The organism is Bradyrhizobium australafricanum (genome assembly GCF_020329495.1).
Taxonomy (GTDB): domain Bacteria; phylum Pseudomonadota; class Alphaproteobacteria; order Rhizobiales; family Xanthobacteraceae; genus Bradyrhizobium; species Bradyrhizobium australafricanum.
The window spans coordinates 82,846-106,737 of sequence record NZ_JAGKJL010000012.1; the positions used below are offsets into that span (position 1 = coordinate 82,846).

Consider the following 23,892-nt stretch of genomic DNA (forward strand, 5'->3'; position numbering starts at 1 on the left):
GGGGCTGCGTTACTTGCCCGAGCGCGGCAGCTCGTTGATCGCGGCGCGGACCTTGGCCATGGTCGTGGTGCAGTATTCCTCGCGCTCCTTCAGGAAGCGCTGCTGCTGTGCGCGGAAATTGGCAACCCGCTCCCGCACCTCGGATCCGAAGTCGCCGCTGATGTCGAGCCGGGCAAAGTGCGGCAGCTGCGCCGGTTGAGGCGGGACTTCGACGACCGTCACCGCCAAAGGCGACGGAGCGGGAGGCAGGCCCTCGATCACGGTCTGCGCCGGAAGCGGAGGCGGCACGACCGCAGCCCGCACCTCAGCCTTGACGCTGAGCGTGGCGACCGCCTCGGCCAAGGCCTGTTCAGCGGCGATCGGCAACGCGGCGGGTGCAGGTGTAGCAGCAGGTGGCGTGGCGGTCGGCTGGGCCGCGGGCGCCGCCGCCTGCCGGGCAGGCGCCGGCGGCTCGGCGTCGGGCAGCTTGCCCTTCACCGACTGTACGAAGGCCATTGTCTGCGCGATCAAGAGATCGCGTTCTTTCATCCACTTCATGGCGCACCCTGAGCGCGCGGATTCCAGCAAAGCAACCGTGCGGAATCAAGCGCTCGCCATCATGATGGTTGACGAAGACGCCTGTTTGGTAGGCGCGGTGACATAATTGTGACACGCCCCGCGGGTGTGGACGGTCAGCGCTGACGGGGATTGGTGTTCGGGACGAACGGGGTACCGACGATCCGGACCGGAGGCTGACCGCCCGCCGATGCTTGATTCGCGGCCGGCCGCAGTGCGGCACTCGCCGGCGCGGGCGCCGGATCGAACAGGGCGACGAGGCCGGCAGCGGCCACGCTGAGCAGCGTGAACGTGCCCAGAAGCAGCAAATTGCGGTCGGATTCTCGGACCCTCATGCGAGGAAAATTGCGTGAAAGGGCATACTGTTCCGAACAAATCCTCAGGGCGTTCTCGAGCGGACTTGGCCTCACCCTAAAGACGAGCATCAGGAGAGGACGAACCGGTGAGCCGGCCGGAACGGGGCGGGAGCCAGCCTAATGAGCCGCCATCGCGGCGGGCACCTGCTCGATGCTGCGCGCCTCGATCAGGTCGGCGTAGCGGCCATATTCCTCGGCCATTTCGAGCAGCTTCTCGCGCACCGCGGCGTCGGTCACCTGCCGGGCCAGCCGTCGCGCCTGATCGGATTGGAAGCGGTAATGTGCTGTGTCGGACATGGTGGCGGCTCCTCACATATCTGTAAGGGCCACCCGGCAAAGGTTCATCAAAGCGTCATTGCAGCGTCGGTGGACGATCCGCCGGGGGAGCCGACGTGCCGGGCGCCGTCTTGTCCTCGCGGACCTCGACTTCGAACCAGCCCATTTCCTTCAGCTCGCGTGCCTTCTTCTCGGCCGCGTCTTCGCTGTCGCGCTTCAGCACGATTCGGCTGGTGCCATCTCGGGCAAGGATCAAATAGGTCATTGGCTGAATCCCACCCCGCATTCTGCATACCCCGTTTGGGGCCGCAAGAACAGAAGCAAGGCGAGGGATGGTGATCCTACGGGAAGGATCCCACGATTCCTGCCAAGAGGTGTCGCAGCGGCTTTCCGCGGTCGACGACGTGGCACTCCCGGCGACCGGAATACTACGGCTCGCTCTGTACATTGTGGGCAATCAGGCGATGCGCTTTGATTGAATCGCGACGACGTGTTCGAATCGCACCGGGAACGACGCGGCGTAGGCCGCGCATATCTGATGGAGGACGCGATGCCCAGGCACTTCGGTTTGAAGGCAGCATCGGCCGCAGGACGGTCGGCGTTCACGGGATCATCGAGGGATTTGCAGCAGCGGACCGCTTTGGCGTCGGCATCGAAGAAGCATGCTCCGGACAGCTCCGCAGCATCGAAGCAGGCTTCCCCATCCGCGGAACTGCCGTATTCGCCTGCAAGCTGGCGGGGCTGCTGCGGTCGACGGTCGATCTCGGCGGACTGAAGCCATGTCGCCATGGCCAAGACAGCACCGGAAATCCAAGCCAATTGGTGCCGGCTGAGGGGATTGAACCCCCGACCTTCAGTTTACAAAACTGCTGCTCTACCGCTGAGCTAAGCCGGCGAATTGGGAATGATTTGCGCGCTCGCATAGCAGACTTGGCGCGCCAGAGCCAGAACCAAGGCTTGAACCGAGCAGGCGAGAAGCGATCGCGCCCCCGTGTCGGCCCGACAGCAAAAGGCGGCCCGCGGGCCGCCTTTTGCGCCGTCGGCCTAATCAGCTGAGCTACTGGCAGGGATGCTGGCGGCCGTCGCTGCCGCGGAACCAGGTGCCGGGGGTGCAGACAAAGCCGTTCTGCCGCGCATATTCGGCGCCGCCGATCGGGGCGCGGGCATAGTCGGGGCCGCCGAACGGAGCGGTGGCGACCGCAGCCGCCGTGCCGACCGCGCCGCCGACGACGCCACCGGCCACGCGGGCCGCGGCGTCGACAGGCGCGAACGGGCCGGGGTCATAGCGGTTGTAGCTGCTCTGCCAGCCGCGGTCCCGCCGATCGATGCGCTGGTGATAGGCGGTGCGGGTGGTGGCCGGTGCCATCGCCTGGCATCGGGCGTCCGGCCAGGCGTTCGAGCAGCGCGCGGGGGTACCGATCGTCTGTTGCGCCATCGCCGGGCTCGCCAGCGCCGAGGCGAGCAGGGCTGCTGCGCCGAGGATTTTGAATTGTGTCATGCGAAATCTCCTCTCGTCGTCGAGAGCTAATTTCGCGGTGCCGTGCCTGTTCCAGCGCGGCCTTGCCCCGTGTTCAAAGCAGTGTGAAGTTCTGCAGGTTCGTGCGCATGATGCGTTCCGGAGCATGCTGCCTTTGACGAGAATTGCGTGTACAGCGGTGAACGGACTGATGTCGGTGCCGACGCGGGGGATTGATGTTCGGAATCTTGAGTCTTGGCTTTCTGCTCGGCATGCAGCATGCGCTGGAGCCGGATCATATCGCGGCGGTATCGAGCATCGCGGCCCGCCGCACCCATGTCGGTGACATCGTCAAGCACGGGCTGACCTGGGGACTTGGCCACACGCTCACCTTGTTCATCTTTGCCGGCGCCGCGATCCTGCTCGGGCGCGCGATTCCCGAGACGGTATCGCAGCCGATCGAGACCGCGGTCGGCGTCATGCTGGTCGGCCTCGGTGCGCATGTGTGGTGGCGGCTGTGGCGCGACCGCGTGCACTTCCACACCCATTCGCATGGCGACGGCACCACGCACTTCCACGCCCACAGCCATGCCGATGAAGCCGCGTCCACCGTGGCGCTTGCGTCCACCGTGGCGCGTGCGTCCACCGTGCCGCACGTCCGCGCCGCGCACAGCCATGCGCACGGCTTCCGCTGGCGCACACTCCTGGTCGGCCTGATGCACGGCATGGCCGGCTCGGCGGCGCTCCTGGTGCTGACGGTGTCGCAGGCCCCAAGTCCGGTGATCGGGCTCGGCTATGTCGCGCTGTTCGGCATCGGCTCGATGATCGGCATGGGCGTGCTGTCCAGCGTGATCGCGGTGCCGCTCGCAGCCTCGGCGCGCTGGCTGACCTGGGCCAATCGCGGCCTGCAAATGGCGGTCGGCGCGGTCACGATCGCGATCGGCGTCCACGCGATCGTCGAGAACGCCTTCACCTGACGGGTAGGCGGCTTCCCGAAGCAAGATGACGTTGCGTCGATTTGAGCGACAGAGTCTGCGTCACCTCGCCCCGCGTGCGGGGAGAGGTCGGAACGCATCGTCAGATGCGTTCCGGGTGAGGGGGACTCTCCGCAAACGTAGCTATCACCGTATCCGCTGAGCCCCTCACCCCAACCCTCTCCCCGTAAGAACGGGGAGAGGGGGCACTTCGGCGCCCGTTAACGATTTCTGATTCCGCACGGCCGCATTGACCGGATGCCGATGCTTACGCGTTAGGCTTACCGGCAGTTTGGCCGGCGTCCTTAACCCTTCCGCCAAGCCGGTGGATTAGGTTGTGGTGGAACAATTCGGGACGCTGGGTGAACATGCGCGCAAGTCTTGCGCTGGCGATATTGGCTGCGATGAGCTCGACGGCGCTGGCCGGCGGCGGCTTCGACATTGTCGTGCCGGTGCGGCCCGGCGTGCCGATCATCATTAACGGCGTCGACGCCTCCTACGCCGTGGTCGAAAGCGCGATGGGGCTCGCTCGCAACGAGTCGATGGTGCCGACCGTCTATGGCGGCCGCCCGATCGATCCCCAGCCGAATGTCGGCCACTATTATCCGAGCCTCGGCCGCATGCCGGGTTACGGCCGCCTCGAGATCGAGCCGCCGACCAACCGCCGCCTGCCCAAGCCGGCCGAGAGCTACCATCAATCGTGGGGCGCGGAATCGGCTCCGCTGCCGGCACAGTCCAACGTGCCGGTCGATCCGCCGCCGGTGATCTACGCGCCGGAGTTCAACGGGCCGCGGCCGCTGCCGCGCCCGTTCCCGCGGCCACCGCGACCCCGAGGATTCTGAAATCGACTGCCCGAAATCAAGAGCCCCGCGAAACGGGGATCCTGAATAGCCATCAAGAGCTACGCGACGAACAGAGAGACCTACAGGAGAGAGTAATGCGTCAAATGATCAAAGGACTGATTGCGGCGGTGGCCGTCATGCTGAGCGCGCCCGCAATGGCGTGCGGTTTCAACCCTTGCGGCTATTCCGCGCCCGTCGTGAATTACGGCTGCGGTGGTTGCGGTGGCTACGGCTACGGCTACGGTTACGGCGCAGTCGAACGTCTGCCCGACCCGGATGCCGCTTATCCCAGCGCGGCGCAACAGTACTATTACGTCAACCAGGGACCGACCTACACCGGTCCGGGCAACTGGGCACCGCGCCCGTACTACCGCGAAGGCTACGGCCGCCCGTATTACGGCTATCGCCGCTATGGCTACCGTCACTACGGCTACCGCCATCACTACGGCTATCGTTCGCACTACGGCTATCGCTACGGCCGCTACGGCCATCCGGTGCTGCGCCGCTACTACTGATCCGATCGTCAGTTCGGGACATCAGCGCCCGTTCGCGTCACGCGAGCGGGCGTTTGTCGTTCACATCAGCCCGAGCCGGCTGGCGCCGATATAGAGCGCGAGCACACAGGCGTTCGACACGTTGAGGCTTTTGATCTCGCCGGGCATGTCGAGGCGGGCGACGAGGCGGCAGGTCTCGCGCGTCAATTGCCGCAAGCCCTTGCCTTCGGCGCCGAGCACCAGCGCGAGCGGCGCTTGCAGCGCGGCCTTGCCGAGATCCTCGCTGCCCTCGCTGTCGAGGCCGACGGTCTGGAAGCCGCGCTCGTTCAACTCGTTCAGCGCGCGCGCCAGGTTCTGCACGGTGACCATTGGCACCAGCTCGAGCGCGCCGGAGGCGGACTTCGCCAGCACACCGGTCGCCTCCGGGCTGTGACGGGCGGTGGTGACGATCGCCTTCACCGCGAACGCCGCGGCCGAGCGCAGGATGGCGCCGACATTGTGCGGATCGGTGATCTGGTCGAGCACCAGCACGATGCCCTCCAGCGCCAGCGTGTCGATGCCGGGCGAGGGCAGGGGATCGGCCTCCGCCAGGAGGCCCTGATGCACCGCATCGGGGGTGAGGCGTCGGTCGATCTCGCTGGGCCGGACGATCTCGGGGGCGACGCGGGTCGCGATGTTTTCGTCGGCAAGGCGCTTCGCAGCGTTCTCGGTGAGGTAAAGCTTGCGGATATGGCGGTCGGGGTTGGCAAGCGCGGCCGACACCGTATGCCAGCCGTACAGAATCACCGGCCCGTCGGAACCGGATTCGCGTTCCCGCCGGGTCGGCGGGCGGCCGAATTTTGGCCCTTTTTGGAAGGGTTTACCGCCCTTGCCTCGGAAATTGGGTTTGCGGTCGCGATCGCTCATGTGAGGCTTGTGTCACGGCTCCCGAATATTGGCAATTTTACACAGCGTTTTCGAGCGAAGTGGGGGCCGGTTCGCGTGAAGAAAACGCGACAAAACAAGAATCTAGCCGCAAGACACACTACTTTGGAGCAGAGATCGCCCGAGCCTGCAAAAGTATCCCAATTAGATGGCTGGCTTGGTTGACTTTGGGGACCGCCTTCCCCCATAAACGCGCCCGACCGCGCACCCGCTTCGGGTCGGCCGGTTATCAGCGTCATTTCGATGACCCGGTCCGCCGCCACTCGCGCGGCCGGTCTGATGCTGTTGGACGGGGGAGTGTCCCGAGTGGCAAAGGGAGCTGACTGTAAATCAGCCGCCTCATGGCTTCGCAGGTTCGAGTCCTGCCTCCCCCACCACGCTTCGCCCTGACGGGCTACGCGTGGCGCAGCCACGCCGGGGCCCGTCAGGGCGAAGCGTGTCCGGCGTAGCTTGAGCGCCAGCGAAAGCGTAGACGGACTGACATCCGCGACTCACGGCTCGGCAAGCCCGCAAAACTCCATCGCAGCGAAGCGAGCGAAGGCGGGCCATGACTCGCTCGTCCATTCGACACCCGCTTCTTCACCCTATCCGCGCAAACAGCTCCAGCCGCCGCCGGCGTTCCATTGCTCGGCCCGCGAGGGCAATGGTAGATTGCGCCATTTCATGATTGAGCCGTTTCAGAGGATATGAAGAAAATTTTGCACTGGGACGCTTCTGCAGGAGATGACCCGGCGCTGATGGTTGCCTGCGCCGTCTTGCTCGGGGTCTCGATCCTGGTTTCGATACCGGCATTTTTCGGTGGTGGCGGCCAGGCCGGAATCGATTTTTCGTGTTTCTGGGGCGCGGGCGCGATGGCGCTCGAAGGCCACGCGGCGGCGGCCTACGATTGGGAGCAGCTGCATCAGCAACTTGTTCTCCGGCTGCAATCCCTCAATCACGCTCCGTATCCTTACGGTCAGGTACCGGTTCCGTTCTTTTATCCGCCGGTGTTTTTCCTGGTTGTGGCGCCGCTGGCGCTGTTGCCGTTTCCGATTGCGTTCTGGGTCTGGAGCGCGGCGAAGCTGTCTTGCTGGCTGCTTGTCGTTCATGCCATCCGGCCACGCTCCGCCGCGCTGCTGCTGGCACTCGCTGCTCCGCCCGTATTCTACGACTTCATTTCCGGCCAAAGCGCACTGCTCGCCGCATCGTTGCTCGGCGGCATCCTGCTGACATTGGACAGGCGTCCGCTTCTCAGTGGAATCCTGATTGCGCTGCTCATCTTCAAACCTCAATATGGCGTGCTGCTTCCCTTCGTGCTGATCGCGACCGGGCGTTGGCGCGTCGTCATCACCGCCGCCCTGGCGATTCCGGTCCTGCTGCTGCTCGCCGGACTGATCTTCGGTTGGGATACCTTCGATGGCTTCCGCGCGGCCGCCACCTTCGCCACGACGCAATTCCACCTCAGTGGCGCGCTGCCATGGTACAAACTTCAGAGTATCTATGGGCTCTTGCGAGACGCCGGCCTTGGCTACGGTTCGGCGATGGCGTTCCACATCGCGATCGCATCGGTGGTTGCGATCGGGGTGCTGATCCTGTGGCGCGGCCATGTCAGCTTCGCCGTAAAGGCCGCAAGCCTGCTGGCGGCAACGCCGCTGATTTCTCCTTACTTCGCGATCTACGATATGCCGATCCTGGTGGTCGCGCTGCTCTTCCTCATGAACGACACCGCGGGCCGCCTCGCGTCGCGTTCGGGTCGAAGCGCCTTTCGGATCGCGGTCAGCGTCATCTTCGTATTGGGATACGCTTTCCCGTTCGTGCGCACGCCTCTCGGCCCGATGATGTGCGCAACCGTGATCGCGCTGATCTGGATGAGATACCGGCGAGAGGCCGGCGAGACAGTTCCAGGCGAGCGGTTGCAAAAATCTGCGACCATCGGAGGCTAGTCTCATGATCACAGAACAGTCTGCGAAGATCATGAGGATCAGCCGTCTTGGCGCGCCGGCGGCGTTGCCGCGCCGGGCGCAGCCTCCGCGCCAACCGGGCGCCTGGTGCCCGACGGATCGTCGCGCTTGAGCATCGAGGCCCAGGCGAAAAATGGATAGGCCAAGAGCGCCAGGTATCTCGTGGGCATCGGATGATCGACGCCGAATGCGGTCGGCTTCTGCCTTTCCGGAAGATAGAGGCTGCCGAACAGCACATCGTAGAACGAGAACAGCCCGGCGTAGTTCTTGTCCCTGGCTTCCCGCTGGCTGCTGTGGTGCCAGTGATGAAACTCCGGCGACACCAGGACATGGCGCAGCGGGCCGTAGCCCAGGCGCACGTTGGCGTGCGCGAGCCAGGACTGCCAGTAGTAGATCGCAAGATAGGTCCCGATCGCCTCAGCGGAGAAACCGAGCGCGAACAGCGGAAACAGCGAACCAACCTTCATGAAGGTCACGTCAAGCGGGTGCTGGTGGATCGCGGCGAGCCAGTCCAGATCTTCGACGGCGTGATGAACGGCATGGATGCGCCACATGGCGGGCACGACATGCAGGATGCGGTGGGTCCAGTAGACGCCGAGGTCCCCGATCACGATCGCGATCGGCGCCTGAGCCCAATACGGGAGATCGCCGACCGCCTGCTTGACGGCCGAGGGCAGGATCGATTGATTGACCAGCGTCGCCACCGCGATGATCGCGGTCACGCCGACGAACACCAGCCAGCCGTTGAGAAACAGGAAGGCCATATCGGTCAGCAGACCGCGCCTGAAGATCTTCTGCTGCCGCGCTGCAAAGAGTTGCTCGAACGGCACGAAGATCAAGGGCGCCAGCAAAAGCTGATATTGTTCCAAAAACTCGCGCATTCAAATGGCCGCGTAAAATGGCGACAGCCTACCACCCCGGTCCCCGATGGCGTCAATCGGAAACGAAACCCGGGTTGTGGGAGCGTTAATCAGCATCCCCGTGCCGCTACGGGGATCACCGGTGTCCGGGAGCCGGGTTCGTCCGCATGCCCCAATCCCACCGCCTCACTCCATCCTTGCGAACATCTCCACCAGCGTCTCGCGCAGCCAGCGTTGCGCGGGAACAGTGTCGTTGCGCTGGTGCCAGAACAGGCTGACGATGCGCGGCGGCGCCGGCAGCGGCACCGGCATGGCATGCAGATGGGGCGCGTGGCGGGACTGCGCGCTGAGATCGCGCGGCAGCACGGCGATCAGGTCGGACTGGCGCACGATCTCGTAGGCGGCGTTGTAGTGGTTGACGGTCGCGACCAGATTGCGCGACAGCCCGCGCGAGGCGAGAAACTGGTCGTAGGTCGGCAGCGTCTTGCCGGCGAGGCTGACATCGACATGCTTGGCGGCAAGGAAGCTCCGCGTGTTGAGCCGCTTCTGCCTGGCCAGCGGATGGTCCCGCCGCATCATGCAGGCATATTCGACGGTCCACAGCGAGCGGGAGCGGATCACGGCCGGCGGCTGCTGCGCCTCGTTGACATAGACGCTCAGCACGCAATCGACCCGGTTGTCCTCGAGCCGATCGCCGATCTCCAGGATGGTGTTGGGCACGGTGTGGATGCGCGCGGACGGCGCCACTTCGCTGAAGCGGTTGAGCAGCCGCGGCATCACCAGCGACGCAACGTAGTCGGACATCGACAGGATGAATTCGGCCTGGGTCTGTCGCGGATCGAAGGCGTCCTCGTCGAGCGCGTGGCGGACATGTTCGAGAGCATCGCCAATCGGCTGCCACAGCGCCACGGCGCGCTGCGTCGGGCGGATCCCGCTCGCGGTGCGCACGAACAGGGGATCGCCCAGCGCGTCGCGCAGCCGCGCGAGCGCGTTGCTGACCGCGGGCTGCGTCATGGTCAGCGCGCTGGCGGCGCGCGTGACGCTGCCCTCGGTCATCAGCGCCTCGAAGACTTTCAGGAGGTTGAGGTCGAGCGTGCGGAAGGACACGAGCAATATTCACGGGGGTGATGTGCCAGATAACGATTATAAATTATTCGGATAATATTGGTTTGTCTATCATTCCCCGGCTGACCCTGTGGCGCGTGCCGCCGCGGGGCGAGGGGGGACTTTCATGTCGATGATCTCGGCGCGCATCGAGCGCCTGCCGTTCGCGCGGTTCCACGTGTACCTGCTGCTGATGGGCGGCCTCGGCTATCTCTTTGACGCGATGGATGCCGCGGTGCTGGCGTTCATCCTGCCGGTGCTGCGCACCGCCTGGGGGCTGACCAATGTCGAGACCGGCGTGCTCGGCAGCAGCACCTTCGTCGGTTATTTGTTCGGCGCGCTGCTCGCGGGGACGCTGGGTGACCTGATCGGCCGCCGCGCGGTGATGATGTCGGCGCTGGCGCTCTACAGCGCGGCCTCGCTGGTCAGCGCGGCGGTGGATAGCTGGCCGGCGTTCTTTGCCGCGCGCGTCGTCGCCGGCATGGGCACCGGCGCGGAGAGCGCGATCATCGCGCCGTACCTCGCGGAGTTCGTGGCGCGGCGTTACCGCGGCGCCTTCACCGGCGCGCTGGCGGGCTTCTTCTCGTTCGGCTTCGTCGCCGCCGCCTTGCTCGGCTATTTCATCGTGCCCGCCTACGAGAACGGCTGGCGCATCGTGCTGGTCATCACGGCCGTGCCTGTCGTGATGCTGCTGTGGTGGCGGAGATCGCTGCCGGAATCGCCGCGCTGGTTGGAAAGCCGGGGCAGGGCGAAGGAGGCCGAAGCGGTGCTCGACCGGATCGAGGCGAGCTTCGCGCGCGAGGGCCGCGCGCTGCCGCCTGCGGTCGCCGAGCCGGCCGCGCCAGTCGCCTCGTCGGGAACGCTGTTGAGCAATTTTGCCGCGCTGCTCGCCGGCCGGCAGGCGCGCATCACCACCATGACCTGGATCATGTGGCTGTCGATCACCTTCAGCTACTATTCCTTCTTCGTCTGGATTCCCGGCCTCTTGGTGCAGAACGGCATGAGCATCACCAAGAGTTTCGGCTATTCGCTCGCGATGTATTGCGCGCAGGTGCCGGGCTATTTCACCGCCGCCTTTTTCAATGAGCGGATCGGACGGCAGGCGACGATTGCGACCTATATGCTGCTCGGCGGCGTCAGCGCGCTCGGGCTCGCCTTTGCCAAGAGCGATGCGGAGATCATGACGGCCGGCCTGCTGCTGTCGTTCTTCATGAACGGCACCTATGCCGGCGTCTATGCCTACACGGCCGAAGTGTTTCCGACATCGATCCGGACCACGGGGGCCGGGCTCGCATCCGCGATCGGCCGCATCGGCGCGATCGCAGCGCCGATCCTGGTCGGCTACCTCTATCCGAATTTCGGCTTTGCCGGCGTGTTCGGCGTCACCACGTCCGTCCTCCTGATTGGCGCGCTGACCGTCGTGCTGATGGGCGTGCCGACGCGCGGCCGCTCGCTGGAAGACATCGCAAGCGAAGCCGCGTGATCATACGAGCTACGCGCTGACAGGAGACCCTTCATGTCCACCATCCTCTTCAAGAATGCCGCGCTGCTCGATCCGCTGCGGTCCGATCTGCTCGAAGGCCACCACGTGTTGGTGGAGGACCGCCTGATCAAGGAGGTGTCGGACCGGCCGATCGAGGCTTCCGCTGATCGGGTCATCGACCTCAAGGGCAAGACGCTGATGCCCGGCCTGATCGACCTGCATGTCCATGCGGTCGCGGTCGAGCTCGATTTGTCGCAGCAGGCGCGGATGGCCAACGTGCTGGTGACGCTGCGGTCGACCATGCTGTTGCGCGGGATGCTGAAGCGCGGCTTCACCACGGTGCGCGATGCCGGCGGCGCCGGCTATGCGCTGAAGCAGGCGATCGACACCGGTCTCACCGACGGCCCGCGGCTGTTCGTCTCCGGCCGCGCGCTGAGCCAGACCGGCGGTCACGGCGACGGGCGGGCGCGTTCGGACTATCTGGCCGACCCGACCTGCTCCTGCTGCGTGCGGGTCGGCGCCATCGCGCGCGTCGTCGACGGCGTCGACGCGGTGCGCAAGGCGGTGCGCGAGGAGCTGCAGATGGGCGCCGACCAGATCAAGATCATGGCGTCCGGCGGCGTCGCGTCGCCGACCGATCCGATCGGCGCCTATGGCTACTCCGAGGACGAGATCCGCGCCATCGTCGCGGAGGCGAGGGCGCGGCACACCTATGTGCTGGCCCACGCCTACACGGCGGAGGCGATCGAGCGGGCAATACGCTGCGGCGTGCGCACCATCGAGCACGGAAATCTGGTCGATCTGCCGACCGCGCGGCTGATGGCCGAGCAGGGCGCCTATGTGGTGCCGACCCTGGTCACCTACGAGGCGCTCGCCAATGAGGGCGCGAAATACGGCCTGCCTGCGGCGAGCGTTGCCAAGATCGCCGATGTGCGCGACGCCGGCCTGCGCTCGCTCGCGATCTACCGCGAGGCCGGGGTCAAGATGGGATTTGGCACCGATCTGCTCGGACCGTCGCAGCGGCTGCAGAGCGACGAGTTCCGGATCCGCGCCGAACTGCTCGGCCCCCAGGCGGTGATCGCCAGCGCGACCATCATTGGCGCCGAGGTGCTCGGCATGGAAGGCAAGCTCGGCCGCATCGCGCCGGAGGCGTTCGCCGACCTGCTGGTGGTCGAGGGTAATCCGCTGCGCGACGTGGCGTGCCTGTTCGGCCAGGGCGAGCACATTCCGTTGGTGATGAAGGCCGGCAAGGCCGAGGTCGATCGGCTGGGCGGGTAGGGTATGCTGGCCTGCCGCCGCAGGGGCGCACGGCCAAAATATCGAAAACAACCCCATGCAAAGTAGCCGGCGCCTGCCGGCGAACACGCCAGCTTGACTCGTCGGGCAAATCAGCGGCATTATTCCATTATACAGAAATCATGCGGCTTCGCTCGTCTCGACCCTGCGCGCGGGGCGAGGTGAAGCGTCCTCACCACACTACGCGCAGACCCGCGGTGCCCTTGAAGCTGTGGTTGTCGCCGGCATCCTGCAGGCTGGCGCGGTAGGTGGCTTCGCCGAACACGGTGTAACGTCCGCCCGCCCAGCTGTAGCTGCCGCCGCCGCCGATCGAGCCCCAGAGCCGGTCGTTGGTGCTGGCGAAGCCGGTGCCCGCGACGTCGACGTTGGTGCCGTCGAGGAATTCGTAGTGCAGATTGCCGATCGCGTAGAGGTCGGAGCGGGCGCCGTCGCTCCAGCTCTTCCGGTGATTGAGCGACAACCCGACGCGGCCGAGCAGGCTGTCGGCATTGCCGAGCGAGACCAGCGCGCCGAAGCGGTCGGTGAAGCCGTCGAAGTCGACTTTCGAATAGGCGAGCTGCGCCTGCGGCGTCAGCGAGAAACCGTTGCCGACATTGAACCGCTTGCCGCCTTCGACGCTGAACGCGTAACCGAGGCCTTCATTGCCATGGCTCATGCTGCTGACGAGGTCGGAGGTGAGGTCGCCGCGATAGAACATGGTCTGCATCTGGCCGTCGATGTAGACGCCGTTGTCGCCATACCAGGTCGCGGTGGCGCCGACGCCGGTGCCCTCGGCGCGGATGCGGCCGTTGCCGAAGAACGAATTCACGTAAGCCGTGGTCAGGCCGTACTGGAGCGTGAGCCCGACGATCACGCGGCCGTAATTGTTCTCGAGCGCGAGGCCGTCGAGCCCGGCCTGCACCTTGAAGTCATCGCTATTCAAGGTCGAGCCGGTGGTGTTGGACGGCCGCAGGCTGGTTTGCCCGCCCTCGACGCGGCCCCAGAACGCCGACTGCGTCCATGAGCTGTCGGCCGTCGCCGCCGGCGAGACGCCCATCCGCGCCATCGCCTCGCTCGGGCCGCCGCTGCCGGCCCAGTAGCGGTTGCCGACGCGCTCCTGCAGCGAAGGCAGCGCGTTCATGCCGAGCAGCACCTGGGCGTAGTTCTCGTACAGCGGCACGCCGGGCTGGTACAGCGGTCCCGCGGGCGCGGCCGGGTCGCTCGACGGCACCAGGCTGGAGCGCAGATACCAGTCGCCGTCCGCCGGCGTCGAGATGCCATTTTTCTGCAAGGTGTAGGCATAGGCGCCGGCGACGATCGCCTGCTGCCCCAGCAGCGAATAATTGCCCGCCAGCGTGAAGCCGCCGTTGGAGGCGCCGCTGACGTCGATCAGCTTGATGCCGTCGGCGGTCTGCGCGCCGCCGCCGCCGGCATTGTTGATCCGCACGGTCGAGGTGCCCGACGTGCTGCCCGCGACGAGACGGTCGGTCGCCGAGCCGTCGCCGCCGAGCACGGTGTTGAACAGCAGCGTGCCGCCATTGCCGGCATAATTGCCGGCGACCGTCAGCGTCGTTCCGGGCGCCGCGCCGAACCGCACCGTGCCGGCATTGCTGAATCCGCCGATGGTCTGGTTGAGACCGTTGAGGTCGATCGTGGCGCCGGCGCCGGCGGTGATGGCGGAGGCGGCGCTGAAAGCATTGACCGCGCCCGCTTGCAGCGTGCCGCCGGTCACCGTCGTCGCGCCGCGGTAGCTGTTGGTGCCGGATAGCGTCTGTGTGCCGCCCGTGAGCGCGAGCCCGCCGGTGCCGCTGATCGTGCCCGCGAAATTGTCGCTGGCATTGGTGATGGTCAGCGTCTTGGCGCCGAGCGCGACATTGCCGCTGCCGGCGAGACTCTGGATGCTGGTGCCCGCACCCGTGAGGCCGGAGATGTCGAACGCCGAATTCGCCACCACATGGCTGGAATTGCTGATCGCCCCGGTGCCCGTCAGCGCCAGCGTGCCGCCTGAGATCGTGGTGATGCCGCTATAGGTATTGGCCCCGGACAGCGCCTGCGTGCCGCCGGCGAACGTCAACCCGCCGCTGCCGCCGACCACGCCGGCGAACGTATCGTTCGCGGCGGTCAGCGTCAGCGTCTTGGCACCGAGATCGACGGCACCTGAGCCCGACAGCCGCTGGATGCTGGTGCCTGCGCCGGAAAGCCCGGCGATGCTGAACGTGCCGTCGGCGATCACCTGGCTGGAGGCGGAAATGTCGCCACCGCCGGTCAACGCCAGGGTGCCGCCGGTAATCGTGGTCGCGCCGCTATAGGCCTGCACGCCTGATAGCACCTGCGTGCCGCCGGTGAGTTGCACTCCGCCGGTGCCGCTGATCGCGCCTGCAAACGTATCGTGCGCATTGGTGATGATCAGGTCCTTGGTGCCCAGCGTGACGCTGCCGGCACTGCTGCCGGCGAGGCTTTGGATGTGCGCGTTTGGGTCGGGAATGATCGATATGTCGAATATCGCGTTATTAACCACCCGGCTTGAACTGGCGAGGGTATTCGTGGTGCCATTGACGGGGCCGAGTTGGAAGGTGCCTTGCTGGATGACCGTTTCGCCGGTGTAGCTGTTGCCGACGCCACCGAACCGGAACAATCCGTCGCCAACCTTGGTCAATCCACCAACGCCGCTGAATCCGTTCGTTTGGAGGACCGTGAACCCGTTGCTATCGATGGTCAGTCCGCCCGCGGCGATGTTATTCTGGGCGGCCGTTCCGCCGGAGACGGTGGGGGTATTGATGAGCGCGCGGAAAACGGCGTTGTCAAAATTGACCCGCCCGCCCGCGTTGCTGATGCTGATGCCGAAGCCGTGATTCTCCAGCGTGGCGTTGCTGATGTTGAGGGTGGCTGTGTTGGTGCCGGCCGGGCTGCCGACAATGAGCCTGCTCGTGACAGAGACAGTCGCGCCGTCCGTAACGTTGAGCACGCTTGTGGCGCCGGCGAACAGGTTGATCGTGCTGGCGTTCCACCGGGAGCCGGCCCCTGTCACGGTGACCGTGGCGGTGCCACCTGCGACATCGCCGATCGAAGCAGTGGTGCTCGTCAGCGTGCTGCCGTTTTGAATCGTGAGATTGGTCGTGCCTCCGGCCAGATCGCGAACATTCAGCGTGCTGGTCGTGCCGGTCGCCCCTGGGCTCACGCCGAGGACGACGTTTGAGCCGGGCACAATATTGACCGCACCGCCGGCCGGGGCCGTGCCGGTGTTCCAGTTCGAGCCCACCGTCCAGTCGTTGCTGGTGGCGCCGGTCCAGGTCTGCGCCGCCGCCGAGCCCGGCATCAGCGCCGAGAGCGCGGCCACCGAGGCGGTCAGCAGCAGCAGGCGGTGGAACTGCGCACGCGTGCGGGACGGCGATGCGGTCAGGCGTGGATTGAGTGGATTGTCGCCAACGTGTCGTGCAATCGTCGCAGCCCCGATGCATTGGCGCATGGCGCTCAGCCCTTTTTCTTGCCGCCGCCCGGCAGGTTGCATTCCGACAAACCTTCGCCGGCAGCGGATGGGCAGCACGCTATGTGACTCACTGTGAGCAAACAAATGAAGCTTGGTGTTCCCCAAGCGAAACAGGAAGCAGTGTGCCCGCGATGCAACGTCCGCGCGCTGCAATTAATCGATCGCTAACCAGTTGAGTCCGTGCCGGGCGCAATAGCGTGCGGAAGCGGATGTGAAGGTTGCCGGGCAGGGCGGGCATTCAGAGCCCCTGACCACCGGCACGCCCGATCACGTTACCGCTGGCAGCGTTGACGTTGCCGGGCAGAAGCACGACATATCGCGTGCCGATCCCACCCGCCGCTCCGGAGCACGCCATGAACGCCCCCAACATCGAATCCGTCACGCCGCAGTCTGGCGGCGACGTTGTGGACTGGCTGACCAACGAGACCCGCGACGAGCGCTTCATCGACAACATCTTCGCCGAGCTCTGCATCCGGCTGCAGCAAACCGGCATCCCGCTCAAGCGGGCGACGATGAATCTCCTGATCCAGCACCCGCAATGGCTCGGCGCCCGGATCATCTGGGGCGACGGCAAGCGCGAGGCCGAGATCACGCGGGTCGACTACGAGGTCAGGGAGCGCTCGGAATATATCGGCAGCCCGGTCTACGAAATCCACCAGGGCGCTGGCGAAGTGCGCGAGCGGCTCGAACGGGCGCCGGGCCGCACGCATGCGCTCTTTGACGAGATGCGGGCGCAGGGCCTGACCGATTATGTGGCGTGGCCGCTGCTGCATACGCTCGGCAAGCGGCATGTCGTGACGTTCGCGACCGACCGGTCCGGCGGTTTCGATGACGCTGATATCGCCGAGCTGCGCAAGGTGCTGCCGGTGCTGGCGCTGGTCAGCGAAATCCGGATGAAGAACCGCCTGGCGCGGACGCTGCTCGAGACCTATGTCGGCACCCATGCCGGCGAGATGATCCTGGCGGGTCCGACGAGGCGGGGCAGCGGGACCACGGTCCGCGCCGCGATCATGATCTGCGATCTCCGGGACTTCACCCGGATCTCGGACTCCTGGCCGCGCGACGACGTCATCGATCTCCTCAACGACTATTTCGACGCGATGTCGGAGCCGATTGCGCGGCACGGCGGGGAAATCCTGAAATTCATCGGCGATGGTCTGCTTGCGATTTTCCCGCTCAGCGATCCCAGGGCCTGCGCCAACCTGCTACACGCGGTGTCCGAGGCGCGGCAGGCGATGGCGGCGCTCAGCGAAAAGAACAGCATGATGGGCCGGGCGCCGATGAACTACGGCATCGGCGTCCATGTCGGCGACGTCATGTACGGCAATATCGGATCGCGCAGCCGGCTCGACTTCACGGTGATCGGCCCCGCGGTGAACATGGCCTCGCGGCTCGAGGCTCTGACCAAGCAGTTGGGACGAAACGTGCTGCTGTCGCGCGCCTTCGCCGATCTGGTCTCGCACGATTTCGCGCTCGAGCATGTCGGCGAGCATTCGGTGCGCGGTTTCAGCGAGCCGATCGAGCTGTTTGCCTATCGGGGCTGAGGCTCGATTGGCCAGCGTGACGTGCGGCGCACGCACCGACTGAGACGGTCCAATGTCCAAAGGCTCCTGCCGTTAAGGAGATTGGCCGGACAGGTTTGCTGTCGGCGCGCGCAACAATTGCTGCTCGGCATAGTTGGCCAGACGATCGTACTCTTCGGCGATCTTCAGAAGATTCGCACGTGAGTTTTGGTATCTGAACAACTCCGCCTTGGCACGTGTCTTGGCGGCTCGATCCCGCCAATAGCCGGCGTTGGTCATGACGTTCTCGACCATGGTGCTTCCCCCTTCCTCAGGGATTGCCCATAGACCAACGTCGCCGCGACAAGTCCGCTCCCCGAGGAACTCCGGAACTCCGTTCACGCATGAAGAGTCACTGAAACATTCCGTTTGTTCCAGATGAAATCTATTCAAGCCGGATTCACACGCGTTATTTTCCGGAAAGCCGGATCGCGCGAATCATTCGGGCACTGGGCAGGCTTTTTCATTAAGGAAATTCTTCAAGGCCCAGAGGGTCCGCCTGATTATCGGCACCGGCGGTTCGGCATGAGCATGGGAATAGGACGGCCCCGGCAACGCGAGATGCCGGGGCCGTTTTCCCTTGGTGCCGGGAATTCAGGTCGAGGTGATCTTCTGCGCCGGCGCAGCGCGCTCGACGAAGCCCTTGGCGAGGGCGTGATAGACGCCTTCCTTGCAGATCAGGCGCGAACTCGCGTGCGCAATCAGGGCCGCGGCCATCAAGGGCACGACCATCGCGTGATTGTCGGTCATCTCGGTGACGATCACGAAGGCAGTGATCGGTGCCTGAACCACGCCGGCGAAATAGGAGACCATGCCGAGCAGCATGATGGCCGACAGCGGCGCGCCGTGAAACAGCGGCGCGATGTTGGAGCCGAGCCCGGCACCGACCGCGAGCGAGGGCGCAAAGATGCCGCCAGGCATGCCGCTGATCGAGGCGAACGTGGTCGCGAGGAATTTCCAGACGCTGAAGCTCGCCGGCAATTGTGCGCCGGCTTCGAGCGCGGATTTGACCTGCTGATATCCCGTGCCATAGATCGCGCCGTCGGACGCAATCCCGCAAATCGCAGCCGCTAATCCGCAGATTGCGGCAAAACCGACTGGATAACGCTTGATCGCGCTTCCGACCGGATTGGCAAACCCGCGTGCCATTGTGATCAGGATGCGACTGAACAGGCCGCCCGCAAGACCTCCGGCAACGCCGCAGAGCGGGACCGCGAGCCAGTCGGTGCCGTTGCGCAGGGCCGTCGCGCTGGTGCCGAAATACGTATAGTTGCCCATCAGCGCGAGCGAGGTCAGGCCGGCGGCGATCACCGCGCCGATAATCAGGCTGCTGGTTCTCGTCTCGAAGGCACGGCTCATTTCCTCGATGCCGAACACGATCCCGGCCAGCGGGGTGTTGAAGGCGGCCGCGACACCTGCGGCCGCGCCGGCAAGGATCAGGCCGGGTTGGCGCCGCGGCGAGAAGCGGCCGAGCGCGAACATGATCGAGGCGCCGATCTGCACCGTCGGTCCCTCGCGCCCGACCGACGCGCCACACAACAGGCCGAACAGCGTCAGCAGGATCTTGCCGGCAGCAACGCGCAGCGAAACCAGGCTTTCGCGCGCGGTCTGATCGGTCAGATGGCGTGCGGCGATCGCCTGCGGGATTCCGCTGCCTTGCGCGTTCTGAAAGAAGCGGTTGGTCAGAAACACCGACAGCGCGAACCCGGCTGGCGTCAGCACCAGCGAGGCATAATGGAAACGGGATACCACCGCGCCAAACGCGATCTGCGCCAGATCCGCGAGCTGTGCCAGCGCGACGGCCGCCGCGCCGACCGCAATGCCGCCCAGCAAGAACAGGGCGCGGCGCTGCCAACGCGCGGAGACCAGTCTGAACAGCCGCCTCTGGCGGTTGGAGGGGAAGGTCATTCTGACGAGTTCTGGCTCATGTCGTGGTCCGATACGCAGCGGATCACGTCATTCCTAGCACGCGTCGGCGGTATGCGAAGCTGAAGAAATCAGCACGGTGTGCCGGCGCAGCCGCCAAACTCCAGGGCCGAAATTCGCGATACCGGCCGGGGCCTCACCCTTCGGCGATCTCCGGGAGGCTCGCGCGTGAGTTTTGGTGTCTCAACGGCGCGTACTTTCCCGCCGTGACGCATGATTGAGGGACGCGGAAAATCTGGCACAAACTGCACTTTGCGCGGCTTCCGCCGCGGCGTATTTTGACTGCCCCATTGAAGGGCGCATGTCATGTCCGAAGTGATTGTTCGAGCGGGCATCGTCGTATTGGGACTTTGCCCAATCGCAATGGTTGCCGTTGCTCTGTTCATTTGATGGTAGCTCACCTGGCCCGACCGCGCCAACCGGGCCGGTAGACGGCCCCAGCGCCTGCCCTCCCAGGCCCCCATAGGTTGCTGGGGCCACTCAACATGGAGGCCGCCGGTTGGCGGCCTCATTCTTTGCCTGGTACCGGTTGGGTACGTTACCGGGATCATTGCCGCGCGAATGACATGGGGCACTGAATCGAAAAGGGCCGTCGCATCGGCGGCCCTTTTCTGCCGGTCATAATAGGTCTGCAAAAAACTCAGTCGTGAAAAAATGCTTTGCAAAGAACGGCAACGCCGGCAGGGTTGGTATTACGACCGTCCTATCTCTCCGGAAATCCGGATCAGTACGGTGTTCCTGCGGTGGAACTCTTGGTCTGCGGATGTGTATCCGACGATCAATGATGGCGCACCGGAGAAGGTGCCGCCCCCATCAGGACATTCGCCGCGGGGAATCAGGACATCTCATGTCGCCGCGCTTCGCCAAGCATCATGTCGAGCATCGAGATGTGCTCGGCCGTGAGCTGCCGCTGCATGAGGCTCACGGCCCATCCTTCCGGGATCGCGTCCAGCACCAGATCGAGGGCTTGATCTCGCGAGGTTGCGGCAAGCCAGAGACCTCGCCGTCATCGGTGGTCACGCGTACCAAATGAACCTCAAGGGCGGCCTGCATACGCAACAAGCACCGCCGAGGGGATTGGTTGCTGACTAACCTGTGTTATTTTCGGGGGACTTCAGACCGCGCAGATAGCCGTCCGCCGTGTGATCCTTCAGAGGGTCCGGGCCTCCGCAATTGAAGCACCGATAGAGCTGGTTGCCCTTGCCGCCCGGAGGCAATGCGAATTCCAGTTTGCGCCCGCATTTCGGGCAAATCTCGGTTTTCGGTTCCATGACTCCACGCAACGATTAAACAAACTTACGTCGCGTCAAATTGCAGGTCAGCGAGCGCAGATAAATAACGTGCGTTGTCGCCCAGCTAAAAAGCCAGGGCCCTCCGGTGAGGAACGGACGCGGCGGAGCATGATTGTCACAGGTTCGGTGCTGTCCCTGCCGGCAGCGCCTGGACGATCAAGGTAAACTCGCGGCCCCAGCTTGTACCCCCTCGCTGGGGCCGTTTCTTTGGGGTGGAAGCGCGGCGCTTTCAAGCAGCGATGACCCCGCCGCTATCTCCGGCGGCGCTGCTTTCTCGGAAACAGCCGGTCGCGGATGTAGCGCGAGGTCGGTGTCAGGCGAAGGCCCCGCGGCTTCTGCCAGGCGGCGCGGTCGATCTCCTTCTTGTCGCCGATCGCCAGTCGGCCCTTGGCGTTCTTGGCGATGAAGATCGCGTCGCTCATCCTGCGGCCAGAACGCTTGTTCCTGGCCGTCACTTCCTTCCACAGGCTAAGCCTGCCGAGCTTGAGCTTCGGCAGCTCCTCCTTGATTTCGCGCTTGAGGCAATCCTTCCCGGTCTCGCGCGCGCGCCTGCGCCCGCCTGGGAACATCCACAGCCCGTCAGATCGGCGTCTAACCAGAAGAACCTTGCCGCGCTTCGCGGCTACCAGCTTGGAGGACTTGGGCATTGGAGTACTTGGGCATTTGCTGCGCAATGATCGAAATAGAATCGACCCATTTTAACTTGTCTATTTGTGTAGACAAGTTCGATGCCACATTGTTCCACAGTCGTATGTCGGCTGTTTGTCTTTGACGGCTGCGATCTTCGCTGCGCGCGATCGGCCGTGGCTTCCTTGATCTCGCTTGATGTCCGGTACCTCACGTTGAATTCGTGAAAGCTGTTACGGCCGGTGACTGCAACTCACCCGGTTGCGTCGTGATAACGATACCCATGGCGGGCAGCTTTCACTGCTTGACTCAATGTTCTTGTTTTGTTCTAATTGCCCTCCACCGGGAATTGGAGGACGCCATGGACAACCGCATCAGCGAAATTCGCAGGCAGATCAGGGCGCTGCGCGTCAGCATGCTCGAGGCCGAAGCTATCATGCGCCAGCAGATCAACCGCGATGAGGACTGCGCCTTCGTCGCCGGGGACCTCTTGAAGATGCGGCTGGTCATGAGCCGCCTGGTCGAGGAGCGGGAGGTCCTGGGCGACCGCGATCCGATCATCGTGCATGCGAGCGTTGCACCGCGCCGTCGCGCCGCGACGCCAGCCTTCATTCGCCCGGCGAGGCGAGAACTGGCCGCCGGCGAAGCGCGCGCATGACGTCGCGCCCGGGATGCGGCGGCTGTGCGCCGAACTGCAAGACGTGATGTGCCGGAGGAAAAGATGAGAGAGCCGCTTCGGTATTTCCATGACAGCGATGACCACGCGCCCTGGATCAAGGCGCTGGCCGAGGTCCGGCACATGGCGACGCGGGAAGGCTGGTGCTTTCACCACGTGCAGGCGATCATCGTGGCGATCGACCAGTATGCCGAGGCCGCGCTCGGCAATCGCGAGTTCTTCCTCAACCGGCCGCAGACCGTCGGTCCAGTGAGAAGAGGCGACGTGCCTTAACATGCTGACCGGCAGGCACGCGTGTTCGACGTCGCGGCAGCTCGACGCGCTGTCCGCGGCGGCGAAAAGCCTTTCTCAGGAAGTGCCGACTATTTCGTGTAGCCTTGACTGCTGCAGTACCACCAGGATTCGGCGGGCGATGCGCCATGCTCGATCACGTATTTCCGGCAGGCTTCGTAGCTGACCGCATACCGCTTCCCGCACGGTACTGCAGAGATGCCGAAATTGCTGGTCGAGCATGTGGATGCGGCGTGGCCCGTCGACATCGACAGGACGCCGATAAAGGGCAGGACCGCTAGAAGTGACAGGGTCTTCATCATAGCCATCGCCTCCCAAGTTGGAGGACAGCGGGGCCGCCGTCCCCGCGGAGAACCTACTACATCGCACGCCGTTCACCACCGGATTTCGCGGGTCTCACGCGCGATCTGCATCGTCACGCACGCCGTGTTCGTCGTTATGCCCGGCGCGTGACGCCTTCCGGGCGCAGGGGCCAAATGTCCCGGCCTGCCTGAGGCGGGCGGGATGGCCAATCCGCTGCCGGCGACATATCGTGACGGTCCGAGGCCGAATCTGAGGCGGACCGTTCATCGCCGGGTCATGTCCATCCGGCCATCGTCAGCGCCGCGCCCGCGAGGGCGGCGGCATATTTGCGGAGGAGTTTCGGATGATCAGGGGCTGGCAAGTTGCGACGTCGGCGCTCGCCATCGTCGTGATGGTTGCAACGCTGGGGGCTGAAGCGAACGCGGCGCAGTGCGGCAACGGGCCCGGCGGGTTCGAAGCCTGGAAGCAGCAGTTCTCGGGCGAGGCGAGCGCCAAGGGGATCGGCGCCACCGCGATCGCCGCGCTGATGCAGACCCATTACGCCAGTGCGACGATTGCAGCGGATCGCGGCCAGCGCAGCTTCGGCCTGTCGCTCGAGCAGTTCATGGCCAAGCGGGGATCTGCGACCATCGTGGCGCGCGGCCGATCGCTGAAGCAGTCGCAAGCAGCGCTGTTCGCCTCGATCCAGCAGCGCTATGGCGTGCCGCCGGGACCGTTGATCGCGATCTGGGGCATGGAGAGCGGCTTTGGCAGCCAGCGCGGCAACCAGAACATGCTGTCCTCGATCGCAACGCTCGCCTATGACTGCCGCCGTCCGGAGTTCTTCACCGACCAGCTCTATGCGGCGCTGAAGCTCGTCGACCGCGGCACGTTGTCCGGGAGCACGCGCGGCTCGATGCATGGCGAGATCGGCCAGACCCAGTTCATGCCGAAGAACGTCCTCGCCTACGGCACCGGCAATCTCGACGTCGCGGCCAACGCGCTGAGCTCGACGGCGAACTTCCTGCGCGCCCATGGCTGGCGCGCCGGTGCCGGCTATCAGCCCGGGGAACCCAACTTCGCCGCGATCGAGGCGTGGAACGCGGCAGGCGTCTACCAGAAGGCGATCGCCATCATGGGACGACAGATCGACGGCCAATGAGCGCAGGCGCGAGTTCCTTCATCGCCTGTTAACGCAACGGTGCCCAGA

At 65.0% G+C, this 23,892-nt stretch carries 24 protein-coding genes and 2 tRNA genes; 12 read left to right on the forward strand and 14 right to left on the reverse strand.

The genetic code is table 11. The annotated features are described in order from the left end of the window. Window positions 1-9 precede the first annotated feature (9 nt). The 6 genes from J6525_RS13395 to J6525_RS13420 form a co-directional block, all read right to left on the reverse strand. Entirely contained in the window at window positions 10-537 is a 528-nt protein-coding gene (locus J6525_RS13395; RefSeq protein WP_225644947.1) for a hypothetical protein, read from the reverse strand. Between the two features lie 134 nt (window positions 538-671). Beyond that, window positions 672-863, reverse strand: coding sequence for a hypothetical protein (locus tag J6525_RS13400; protein ID WP_225644948.1), 192 nt, complete (start codon window positions 861-863; stop codon window positions 672-674). A 165-nt stretch (window positions 864-1,028) separates the two neighbouring features. Continuing rightward, window positions 1,029-1,208 (reverse strand): hypothetical protein, encoded by a 180-nt coding sequence (locus J6525_RS13405; protein ID WP_092082289.1) that lies wholly within the window; start codon window positions 1,206-1,208, stop codon window positions 1,029-1,031. Window positions 1,209-1,263: 55 nt separating this feature from the next. Continuing rightward, entirely contained in the window at window positions 1,264-1,452 is a 189-nt protein-coding gene (locus J6525_RS13410; protein ID WP_225644951.1) for a hypothetical protein, read from the reverse strand. Window positions 1,453-2,007: 555 nt separating this feature from the next. Next, window positions 2,008-2,082: transfer RNA gene (locus J6525_RS13415), tRNA-Thr, on the reverse strand. A gap of 162 nt (window positions 2,083-2,244) precedes the next feature. Then, a complete protein-coding gene (locus J6525_RS13420; RefSeq protein ID WP_092082296.1) occupies window positions 2,245-2,685 on the reverse strand; it encodes a hypothetical protein in 441 nt (146 codons plus the stop codon). Window positions 2,686-2,879: 194 nt separating this feature from the next. On the opposite strand from J6525_RS13420, the gene J6525_RS13425 reads away from it, so the two are divergent. The 3 genes from J6525_RS13425 to J6525_RS13435 all read left to right on the forward strand — a co-directional run bounded on the left by J6525_RS13425 (window position 2,880) and on the right by J6525_RS13435 (window position 4,974). After that, the gene (locus tag J6525_RS13425; protein WP_092082298.1) at window positions 2,880-3,620 is read left to right on the forward strand and encodes a sulfite exporter TauE/SafE family protein; all 741 of its coding nucleotides are present in this window, start codon (window positions 2,880-2,882) and stop codon (window positions 3,618-3,620) included. A gap of 365 nt (window positions 3,621-3,985) precedes the next feature. After that, window positions 3,986-4,459: a hypothetical protein gene (locus J6525_RS13430; protein WP_225644953.1), complete on the forward strand. Its 474-nt coding sequence runs from the start codon at window positions 3,986-3,988 to the stop codon at window positions 4,457-4,459. A 95-nt stretch (window positions 4,460-4,554) separates the two neighbouring features. After that, entirely contained in the window at window positions 4,555-4,974 is a 420-nt protein-coding gene (locus J6525_RS13435) for a hypothetical protein (protein ID WP_026192928.1), read from the forward strand. 60 nt (window positions 4,975-5,034) lie between these two features. Here J6525_RS13435 and rlmB read toward each other — a convergent pair whose 3' ends face one another. Next, on the reverse strand, window positions 5,035-5,859 hold the full coding sequence (rlmB, locus tag J6525_RS13440; RefSeq protein WP_225644955.1) for a 23S rRNA (guanosine(2251)-2'-O)-methyltransferase RlmB: 825 nt from the start codon (window positions 5,857-5,859) through the stop codon (window positions 5,035-5,037). 309 nt (window positions 5,860-6,168) lie between these two features. Here rlmB and J6525_RS13445 point away from each other — a divergent pair. After that, window positions 6,169-6,254, forward strand: a tRNA-Tyr gene (locus tag J6525_RS13445). 360 nt (window positions 6,255-6,614) lie between these two features. Then, window positions 6,615-7,799, forward strand: coding sequence for a glycosyltransferase family 87 protein (locus tag J6525_RS13450; protein ID WP_225644957.1), 1,185 nt, complete (start codon window positions 6,615-6,617; stop codon window positions 7,797-7,799). Window positions 7,800-7,837: 38 nt separating this feature from the next. Here J6525_RS13450 and J6525_RS13455 read toward each other — a convergent pair whose 3' ends face one another. Both J6525_RS13455 and J6525_RS13460 read right to left on the reverse strand, forming a co-directional pair. Beyond that, a complete protein-coding gene (locus J6525_RS13455) occupies window positions 7,838-8,698 on the reverse strand; it encodes a sterol desaturase family protein (RefSeq protein ID WP_225644959.1) in 861 nt (286 codons plus the stop codon). A gap of 165 nt (window positions 8,699-8,863) precedes the next feature. Beyond that, on the reverse strand, window positions 8,864-9,790 hold the full coding sequence (locus J6525_RS13460) for a LysR family transcriptional regulator (protein ID WP_028335380.1): 927 nt from the start codon (window positions 9,788-9,790) through the stop codon (window positions 8,864-8,866). 118 nt (window positions 9,791-9,908) lie between these two features. Here J6525_RS13460 and J6525_RS13465 point away from each other — a divergent pair, with 118 nt between their 5' ends. Beyond that, window positions 9,909-11,264: an MFS transporter gene (locus J6525_RS13465; protein WP_225644963.1), complete on the forward strand. Its 1,356-nt coding sequence runs from the start codon at window positions 9,909-9,911 to the stop codon at window positions 11,262-11,264. A gap of 33 nt (window positions 11,265-11,297) precedes the next feature. After that, window positions 11,298-12,542 carry a metal-dependent hydrolase family protein gene (locus J6525_RS13470; RefSeq protein ID WP_225644965.1) on the forward strand — a complete coding sequence of 415 codons (1,245 nt, stop codon included), beginning with the start codon at window positions 11,298-11,300 and terminating at the stop codon, window positions 12,540-12,542. Between the two features lie 190 nt (window positions 12,543-12,732). Here the strand turns inward: J6525_RS13470 and J6525_RS13475 are convergent, their stop codons facing one another. Then, entirely contained in the window at window positions 12,733-16,005 is a 3,273-nt protein-coding gene (locus J6525_RS13475; protein WP_225644967.1) for an autotransporter outer membrane beta-barrel domain-containing protein, read from the reverse strand. 374 nt (window positions 16,006-16,379) lie between these two features. Between J6525_RS13475 and J6525_RS13480 the strand changes: the two genes are divergently transcribed. After that, complete coding sequence (locus J6525_RS13480) at window positions 16,380-17,570, forward strand: adenylate/guanylate cyclase domain-containing protein (RefSeq protein WP_225644969.1); 1,191 nt, start codon at window positions 16,380-16,382, stop codon at window positions 17,568-17,570. Window positions 17,571-17,642: 72 nt separating this feature from the next. Here J6525_RS13480 and J6525_RS13485 read toward each other — a convergent pair whose 3' ends face one another. Both J6525_RS13485 and J6525_RS13490 read right to left on the reverse strand, forming a co-directional pair. Further along, window positions 17,643-17,843, reverse strand: a complete 201-nt coding sequence (locus tag J6525_RS13485; protein WP_225644971.1) for a hypothetical protein — start codon at window positions 17,841-17,843, stop codon at window positions 17,643-17,645. Window positions 17,844-18,182: 339 nt separating this feature from the next. Next, window positions 18,183-19,496: a chloride channel protein gene (locus J6525_RS13490; protein WP_225644973.1), complete on the reverse strand. Its 1,314-nt coding sequence runs from the start codon at window positions 19,494-19,496 to the stop codon at window positions 18,183-18,185. 865 nt (window positions 19,497-20,361) lie between these two features. Here J6525_RS13490 and J6525_RS13495 point away from each other — a divergent pair. After that, a complete protein-coding gene (locus J6525_RS13495; RefSeq protein WP_225644974.1) occupies window positions 20,362-20,547 on the forward strand; it encodes a hypothetical protein in 186 nt (61 codons plus the stop codon). Between the two features lie 510 nt (window positions 20,548-21,057). On the opposite strand, the gene J6525_RS13500 is transcribed toward J6525_RS13495, so the two are convergent. Next, the gene (locus tag J6525_RS13500; protein WP_026192922.1) at window positions 21,058-21,453 is read right to left on the reverse strand and encodes an NUDIX hydrolase; all 396 of its coding nucleotides are present in this window, start codon (window positions 21,451-21,453) and stop codon (window positions 21,058-21,060) included. Window positions 21,454-21,794: 341 nt separating this feature from the next. Here J6525_RS13500 and J6525_RS13505 point away from each other — a divergent pair, with 341 nt between their 5' ends. Further along, on the forward strand, window positions 21,795-22,091 hold the full coding sequence (locus J6525_RS13505) for a hypothetical protein (protein ID WP_092082318.1): 297 nt from the start codon (window positions 21,795-21,797) through the stop codon (window positions 22,089-22,091). Window positions 22,092-22,154: 63 nt separating this feature from the next. Further along, a complete protein-coding gene (locus J6525_RS13510) occupies window positions 22,155-22,382 on the forward strand; it encodes a hypothetical protein (protein ID WP_016843397.1) in 228 nt (75 codons plus the stop codon). Between the two features lie 89 nt (window positions 22,383-22,471). Here the strand turns inward: J6525_RS13510 and J6525_RS13515 are convergent, their stop codons facing one another. After that, window positions 22,472-22,702, reverse strand: a complete 231-nt coding sequence (locus tag J6525_RS13515; RefSeq protein ID WP_225160192.1) for a hypothetical protein — start codon at window positions 22,700-22,702, stop codon at window positions 22,472-22,474. Between the two features lie 344 nt (window positions 22,703-23,046). Between J6525_RS13515 and J6525_RS13520 the strand changes: the two genes are divergently transcribed. Further along, entirely contained in the window at window positions 23,047-23,844 is a 798-nt protein-coding gene (locus tag J6525_RS13520; RefSeq protein ID WP_038383190.1) for a lytic murein transglycosylase, read from the forward strand. Window positions 23,845-23,892 lie beyond the last annotated feature (48 nt).